6 protein-coding genes, 2 tRNA genes and 1 pseudogene are annotated in these 6,065 nt (G+C 35.6%); 4 read left to right on the plus strand and 5 right to left on the minus strand.

Translation table 11 applies throughout. The features are described 5' to 3' along the window. Positions 1–50: 50 nt before the first annotated feature. From HMPREF2988_RS03425 to HMPREF2988_RS03435, 3 genes are all read right to left on the minus strand, one after another. Positions 51–788, minus strand: coding sequence for an acyl-ACP thioesterase domain-containing protein (locus HMPREF2988_RS03425; RefSeq protein WP_002315462.1), 738 nt, complete (start codon positions 786–788; stop codon positions 51–53). Between the two features lie 15 nt (positions 789–803). Further along, on the minus strand, positions 804–1,637 hold the full coding sequence (locus HMPREF2988_RS03430) for a fructosamine kinase family protein (protein ID WP_002315463.1): 834 nt from the start codon (positions 1,635–1,637) through the stop codon (positions 804–806). 206 nt (positions 1,638–1,843) lie between these two features. Next, positions 1,844–3,172, minus strand: coding sequence for a C1 family peptidase (locus tag HMPREF2988_RS03435; protein WP_002315464.1), 1,329 nt, complete (start codon positions 3,170–3,172; stop codon positions 1,844–1,846). A 295-nt stretch (positions 3,173–3,467) separates the two neighbouring features. Between HMPREF2988_RS03435 and HMPREF2988_RS13725 the strand changes: the two genes are divergently transcribed. Then, positions 3,468–3,632: a hypothetical protein gene (locus tag HMPREF2988_RS13725; RefSeq protein WP_002328975.1), complete on the plus strand. Its 165-nt coding sequence runs from the start codon at positions 3,468–3,470 to the stop codon at positions 3,630–3,632. Positions 3,633–3,769: 137 nt separating this feature from the next. Here the strand turns inward: HMPREF2988_RS13725 and HMPREF2988_RS03440 are convergent. Further along, positions 3,770–3,843 (minus strand) — tRNA-Asn (locus tag HMPREF2988_RS03440). A gap of 215 nt (positions 3,844–4,058) precedes the next feature. Here HMPREF2988_RS03440 and HMPREF2988_RS03445 point away from each other — a divergent pair. From HMPREF2988_RS03445 to HMPREF2988_RS13160, 3 genes and pseudogenes are all read left to right on the plus strand, one after another. Further along, positions 4,059–4,131 (plus strand) — tRNA-Thr (locus tag HMPREF2988_RS03445). Positions 4,132–4,528: 397 nt separating this feature from the next. After that, positions 4,529–4,726 carry a hypothetical protein gene (locus HMPREF2988_RS03450; RefSeq protein ID WP_257243293.1) on the plus strand — a complete coding sequence of 66 codons (198 nt, stop codon included), beginning with the start codon at positions 4,529–4,531 and terminating at the stop codon, positions 4,724–4,726. Positions 4,727–5,051: 325 nt separating this feature from the next. Then, positions 5,052–5,413 (plus strand): annotated as a pseudogene (locus tag HMPREF2988_RS13160) (hypothetical protein); the annotation flags it as partial. A 122-nt stretch (positions 5,414–5,535) separates the two neighbouring features. On the opposite strand, the gene HMPREF2988_RS03455 reads toward HMPREF2988_RS13160, so the two are convergent. After that, positions 5,536–5,910, minus strand: coding sequence for an iron-sulfur cluster biosynthesis family protein (locus HMPREF2988_RS03455; protein WP_002310873.1), 375 nt, complete (start codon positions 5,908–5,910; stop codon positions 5,536–5,538). Positions 5,911–6,065: the final 155 nt, after the last annotated feature.

Below are 6,065 nucleotides of genomic sequence, written 5' to 3' on the forward strand. Positions count from 1 at the left end.
AAATTTCTTCTTATTTCTTGAAGCTGACCATTTCTGTCACAACCTCTTTTTTATTTATTTTTCCATAGAATATTGGCTTCACAATACAGCTGTTCTTGCATTCGGATTTCATGTTTTGTTTTGACACCATTTTCGATTGGGACTTGTTCAAAATGGCTTTCGATCTCATTCCCGTACTCTACTTCTTTATCAAATCGAATAATTACTTTTTCTGGAACATGCGTAGTCAAAAAGTCATATCCCAATACATCAATGATCCAATTAAAATACATCGCATTATTAACATGCTGATTACTATCGATATCATAAAAACGAACACGATATGGCAGCATGAAGCCCGAATCAATCTTTTCAATTTTTTCCTGACGCTTGATTTTCTTGATTTTCTCACTCTCAAAAGGAGCAATGATCTCTTCATTAACACTGCTCATTTTTCGATTCACAAAATCCATCAATACAAAAACAGATTCTATTTTGACTAATTCTTCCCCATCTTCATCATGGATCCAGAAGTTCCGATAACAGAAAAACTTATTGTACTCCATGGCTTGAGTCGTTACTGAAATTACTTCACCGACTCTAGGTAAACGTTTAATCTCCATAGAATAATTCGTGATGACCCAAGTCAGTCCAAAGCTATTGACGAATTCACTGCCTCTTCCCAACTGGTCGCTTTGATCTTCAGATGTTTTGATAACTACTCCTAACATCGAAGGAAATGTCATCGTTTGATTGATGTCACACTCATAATATGAAACTTCATGCTTTTTGGTATATTTCTTTGCCAAAAACACGCCCTCCTCTTAAAAACTTTCTAGTAATTGATCTACTTGGGAACCGTAACTTTCTCCAAACATATTCAAATGTGCCAAAAGATAATATAACTGGTAAATCGGCAGTCGATCTTCCCATCCCTCTTCTAATGGAAATATAGTTTGATAGGCATCTAAAAATTCCGGTCGGAAACCGCCGAATAATTGACTCATTGCGATATCTTGTTCCCGATTCCCATAAGAAACAGCCGGATCGACAAAAATTGGTTGTCCTTGCTGGTCAAAGAACACATTACCACTCCACAGGTCTCCGTGCAAGAGGCGTGGAGTGATCTTTTTGGGTTCAACCGATCTCAATACTCGTTCTTTAAATCGCAGATACTTTTCTTGCCGCTGTACATTCCAACGATTCGTTTCTTCTGCTAAAGAAATCTGGGCTTCAAGCCGATTTTTAAAGAAAAAAATCCACCAATCTTCTTCAAAAGAATTTTTCTGAATAAGTGTACCTAGATAGTTATCTTTTCGAAAACCAAATTGCGGCGCTGTTTGCTGATGGAGATTAGCTAAAGCTGCAGCAAGATCTCGTTGATCTCCTTTTCCCGGCTCGATCCATTCCATTAACAAATAAGCGCCTTCACTTGTTTCACCCAGCATGTACGTATCTGGTACACGTACGAATGCAGCTAGCTCTTTTAACCCGTCTACTTCTGCTTCAAAAAAACCTTTTTTTACATTCGGATGGATTTTCAAAAAATAAGCACGCTGCTCTGTTTTTATACGATAAGTTTGATTCACATCGCCGCCAACAACTGGAATCACTTTCCCATTTAGTTTCAGATCAGATAAAACAGTTTGGATATCCATGACTTTCCCCCCTACTCCTAATTTTATTCTATTTTGTCATCATACTTGTTTCATGATAAAAGGATTATTTCCAATCCTCATCCCTTTATTTAGAATTATAGCACAGAGACCATAAAAAGCAGGAGATGGACTTTATAGATAAAAAAGAGCTGACTTAAGCCAGCTCTTTTTTATCTATAATGCATACTCTTTATTGAACTATTTACCTATGCTAAAGCACCCATTGGATCCCATGGAGCTAGCACAATTGGTTCTTCATTGAACGCATTTAGTTGCTCTTTCGTCAACAAATCTTTTCTGACAACGATTTGGTACGTATATTCGTCCATCCAGGCATCACTCATAACGAAGAAACCGTTCTTTCCAACTTTTTCGCCCCAGCTGTTTTCGACTTTCCATTTTGTTGATTGTCCGTCCACTAAATCAACGCCAGTCAATACCATCGCATGGGTCATCAAACTTTCACCAAAATCCAAACGTTCAGCTTTAGTCATTGTGAAATCCGTATCGAATAGATCATCCATCGAATAAGCATCTAAGGCCATGATGCCACTGGTTCTAGTAGAAGATTGTCCTACATCACAACCAAACCATACAGATTCTCCTTGTTCAAGCTGAGCAATCGCTAATTTTTTGAAAGTTTCCATATCAACATTCAGGTATTTAACTTCTTTCCCGCCAACGACATTCCCTAGCATCTCTACTGTATAAGAACGATTGAATGGTTTGTCTTTTGTTGGTGCATTGATCACACTAACATAATCATCTAATTTTACACCGATGTATTTATCATAAAAAATTTGTGGTGTAAGTCCTCGGTCAAGATGATAGTTCTGTTCTTCATCGCGGTACTCAAAATCGAATTCTTTTGGAGGTGTTCCTAATGAGATGGCTAAGAAGTTATAAATACTTTCTAGCATTTCTTCTTTTTTTTCTTCAATAGCGTCTAATGTTTCTCCTTGAGCAACCATTTCGCGTAACACAACTGCATCTTTACGCAGTAGTTTGTTCAAGTAGTTATTCAAATCTCGAGAATTTGAACTATTCGCACTTTCCGGCATTACCGATTTGGGCACAACACCGTATTTTTGGAATAATGAAACGATCATATCCCATTGACCGCCATCTTGTTGAGGAGTAGTTAGCAAGAAAGCCACTTTTCGGCTATCAATAGCCTCTTTTCCAGTTGCAATGATGTTTTCATAGAAGTAATTTGCCTTTTCATATTTATCCCAGAAAAAAGTATAATTTTGTGATAATTCAAACTCTTTTAAATGGAATTGATTCAGCATTTTGTGACGGAACGTATTCAATGCAGCAAACATCCAGCAACGGCCCGATTGCATCTGATTAGCCACTTTTCCTGTAGCCAGATCAATAGAAAATACTGGTGTATTCGCCACATGTGCTGAAATATTTTCAGCAGAAGCAGTAATCCCGTTCTTCACGACAGCCCGCTGCAATGCCTGCTGTTTGTTATTTGCTTGAAACTGTTTGTCAAATTTTGTTGTCATATCCGGTGTAATAGCTTTCATCCAATCATCCTTCCAAATCCAAGTTACACTTCGTATTTTACTCTTAAGAATTTAGAAATACAATCTCTTCTATGATGAAATTTTCATTTGAATGAGAATATACTTACAACTTCATGAAGAAAAATATCATATGGTATACAATAATTTTCAGATAAAAAGGAATATTTCTATGAGATAACGAAAATGGCCTGTATAATAAAGAAGAGGCCTAGAAGAACATCATACAATAAGATATCTTTCAAAATACTCATTGAAAGAAGGAACTACTATAACATAAGAAAGGAGAATGAATAAAATGAAAAACCTGATTGCTGGCGGCTTTTTATTTGTGGGTGGTGGCATACTTATGAATACAGAAAACTTTGGGAATATCATCCCTTTTCTTGGTGCAGCTTGTGCTTTGATTGGTGTAGGAATGCTGATTTATTTCGTATTTAGCGATGATGGGAAGTATGGTTGATTATGAGTAGCCAACTCTACTCTCTCGTAAAGATTACAACATACGTGACAAAAACAGAAAGCTTGATTCATCATAATAATAAAAGAAAAAGAAACCCAAGTGTTTGGATTTCTTTTTCTTTGCATAAGCTTTATTTACTCCGGCAGTAGGACTCGAACCTACGACATCATGATTAACAGTCATGCGCTACTACCAACTGAGCTATGCCGGAATCAAGTACATGAATATAATATCAATTTCTTTCAAATAACGCAATACTTTTTTTGAATTTTTTTACTATATTCTAGAAGAAACCGTTAGCATTTTTTGTTATTTTTACTTTTTTCTTAGAATTGTTTCATTAGTACAAAAACACATTTTTTTGATAAAAAACATATTGACAAATACATTAATATTCGTTATCCTATTATTTGTATTAATGATAATGCCGCTTTAGCTCAGCTGGTAGAGCGCTTCCATGGTAAGGAAGAGGTCGCCGGTTCAAGCCCGGCAAGTGGCTTCCTTAAACAGTGCAACATGTTGGTTTAACAATGTGTCTGCGCTGTTTTTTATTTTATGCCACGAAAATCCCACAAAACTGTTTTTATTTTAAACAAAAAAAGAATTTTTCAGTTCGTATGCGAATAAAAAAATTCATCCAATCGATTGCTCGACTCTTATTGTCGCGTAATGTTTAACGGCTCTGCAATAACTTCTTGAGAAACCCCTCTCTTTTTTCTATGAATACTTTAATTTCACTGCTAATTCCATAATCATCACCTCTTGTTTAGTTTACAACTAGTTGACCATTAGAAACCGCCCGTTTATTATTATGGGTTAAAGTTCTAGAAATAATATTCCCTCTAGATACTGAAACACGTAAATTCGAGGTAGATATAATACTATGTACAATTGTATTGGGAAGTTTTGGGTTAAGTATCACGGCAAATGCGACCAACGAATATGGTGGTACTGATCAAGCAACTCTGAAATTGATCGAAAAAGCTGAAATATTAAGTCAAAGTTCGGATGAAGATATCTTGATGGTTGGCAATGATGAAGTGTCATTAGGAGGAATACGTCCTTGTTGCCTTATTAGGAAACAAGCAAATTGAACTAAATGGTCTTTCTAACCTGCCTATTCGGTTATCGAAAGATTCTAAAACCAATAAAATGACTCCACAAAATGGAAAGATTTCTTTCAAAGCGCCAAGTGATCCGGGAAGTTATGAGTTTGTTGTGTATCAATTTGGTTTCGGAAAGGAAATGTTAGGTCTTCCGATGGTTGATAATTCTTTCAGGATGACCATCGTAGTAGAGTGAAAGTTCATTTATTCTCCAAATTAATGGAATCACATTAAAGTAAGTGACTCTGTTGACAATCGATAGCGGGGCTACTTGCTTTATGGATGTTTCAGTGCCCCCGAGTACTCCATCGATTTAATTGATCCACAATTTGAATCTCCTAATCGCTTATTGCTTATTTTCTAGAATGTTTATTTTTACTGCGTACCTTTTAAAATGTTTAAAAAATTAGGTTGGTCTAAAAAGCAAAGCCTTACCCTACTTCGTTTACTTAAAACATTAGATTGCAAAAAACAGCTTCGTACATCACGACTTCCTAAATTGATTTTATGCTATGCGGTACAAAAGATTATGCAAACAAGCCTGGAGCAAAACGGTTATATAAAGTTTCAGCTAATAGCCGACTCCTGTTTATCGAAAACGGAAAACAGGAATTGAATAGAGAAAAGCCAGAAATAATGGCACAAGCTATGCGATCATTTATCAAAAATAGCTAATCAATAAAAAAGACGACAAAATGTGTCGTCTTTTTTATTTACCAAGTTAAGAACGTTGTCTTGTTTTTCAATGTAGCTCGATTGAGACTAGTTTTATGGATCATGGATCAATGAAGAGAAAATTATTGTTTCATGCCAGAGAATTTTTCTGGTCGTAGATCGACTAATTGTACATGGCTGTCTAAAGAACCACTTGGACTTTCAAGAGTGAATACACCTAGACGTGGATCTAAAGAAAGGGTCATGTGTTCATCCATGTACATTTTTGAATAATCTTTGATATAAACTTCCCCAATATCACTATCTAATTGGAGTTTATAATCATTTTTTCCTTGTTCTTTATCAAGAAGAAGTAAACGGAAACTAGTATCTAAAGAGCAAACACCCATTTTAGAATATTCACCCACACCATCATCTAAATCCAAAATAACTGTCGCGCCTTCATCAATATATTTTTGTAATCTTTCTTGTGCTTGATCCGTAATTTTAAGATACATATTCAAACGCCCTCTTTCTTTTATTTACAAAAGCATGCTAGCATATATTAATAAAATTATCTAAAGTCCTGCTCAAAATAAAAAGATGTAAGAAATATCACAAGACATTTCTTACATCTACTTTTACTCCGGCAGTAGGACTCGAACCTACGACA

The organism is Enterococcus sp. HMSC061C05 (assembly GCF_001814765.1).
GTDB classification, from domain to species: Bacteria; Bacillota; Bacilli; order Lactobacillales; family Enterococcaceae; genus Enterococcus_B; species Enterococcus_B lactis.

Bases quoted from the DNA above. Each gene is read 5' to 3' on its own strand.
- HMPREF2988_RS03430 (WP_002315463.1), bottom strand. From the start codon at position 1,637: ATGGATATCCAAACTGTTTTATCTGATCTGAAACTAAATGGGAAAGTG.
- HMPREF2988_RS03435 (WP_002315464.1), bottom strand. From the start codon at position 3,172: ATGAAAGCTATTACACCGGATATGACAACAAAATTTGACAAACAGTTT.
- HMPREF2988_RS13725 (WP_002328975.1), top strand. From the start codon at position 3,468: ATGAAAAACCTGATTGCTGGCGGCTTTTTATTTGTGGGTGGTGGCATA.
- HMPREF2988_RS03455 (WP_002310873.1), bottom strand. From the start codon at position 5,910: ATGTATCTTAAAATTACGGATCAAGCACAAGAAAGATTACAAAAATAT.